This is a genomic window from Mesorhizobium sp. LSJC285A00, from assembly GCF_000503155.1.
Taxonomy (GTDB): Bacteria; Pseudomonadota; Alphaproteobacteria; order Rhizobiales; family Rhizobiaceae; genus Mesorhizobium.
In genome coordinates this window covers 1-846 of record NZ_AYVK01000110.1, presented here as the reverse complement: position 1 = coordinate 846, position 846 = coordinate 1, and the positions used below count along the sequence as shown (strand labels likewise).

Annotated in this window: 1 protein-coding gene and 1 pseudogene; both read left to right on the top strand. The window is 68.0% G+C overall.

Annotated features, from left to right (window positions below; genetic code table 11):
* Nucleotides 1–385, top strand: a pseudogene (locus X726_RS1000000172180) (hypothetical protein); the annotation flags it as partial.
* Nucleotides 327–846 (top strand): DNA polymerase Y family protein (locus X726_RS01000000167875; RefSeq protein ID WP_033002140.1); only part of this gene is annotated, 520 nt, incomplete at its 3' end. The pseudogene X726_RS1000000172180 and the gene X726_RS01000000167875, both read left to right, overlap by 59 nt.

Sequence of the window (846 nt, the reverse complement as noted above, 5' to 3'; positions counted from 1 at the left end):
GACCGCCGCCCCGGTGCGCCTCATCGTGTCGGCTGCACCAGCGGCGAGCCGCCGGACGATCGCCGGGTCGCTCGCCGGCTCGATCGGCCGGCCTGCCTTCACCGTCAGCATCGGCAAGAGCCGCACCGCTCTGCCTGGACAATTCACACTGGAGTGGAATCCCGATGAACACGCATTCGAAGAAAGAAAGCCCCGCGAAAAACGGGCAGAGAATTCTGTCGCTGTGGTTCCCGCATCTGGCGGCAGAACGGATCCTGCGCCAGCGCCTGGGACGGTCGTGGCGTTCCCGGCCTTCGGATCATCTGCCGCCATCTCACCCACCGCTCGTGATCAGCCATCGCGACCGCAACGCCCAGCGCATATCGGCCCTCGACGAGCGGGCTGAGGCGCTGCATCTGAAGCCTGGCATGGGCATTGCCGATGCGCGCGCCATGCATCCCTCGATCGACATCGTCGAGGCCGATCCGGACGCCGATCGCCGGCTGCTCGAAGGCCTCGCCGACTGGTGCGATCGCTATACGCCGCTGGTGGCGCTCGACGGTACTGATGGCCTTTATCTCGACGTCACCGGCTGCACGCATCTGTTCGGCGGCGAGCGCGCCATGCTGGACGACATCCTTGCGCGGTTTTTCCAGCAGGGTTTCGATGTCCGCGCCGGGTTGGCCGCGACGCCGGGTGCAGCCTGGGCGGCGGCGCGCTTCTGCGGCAACCGCATCGTTGTCTCCGGCGAGGAGGAAGCGCTGCTCGCCCCCTTGCCGCTGGCGGCACTGCGCATCGAAGCCGATATCCGCGCCAGCTTGGAAAGCGTCGGCCTGCGGACCGCCGGCGCGATCATGGCAGCGCCGC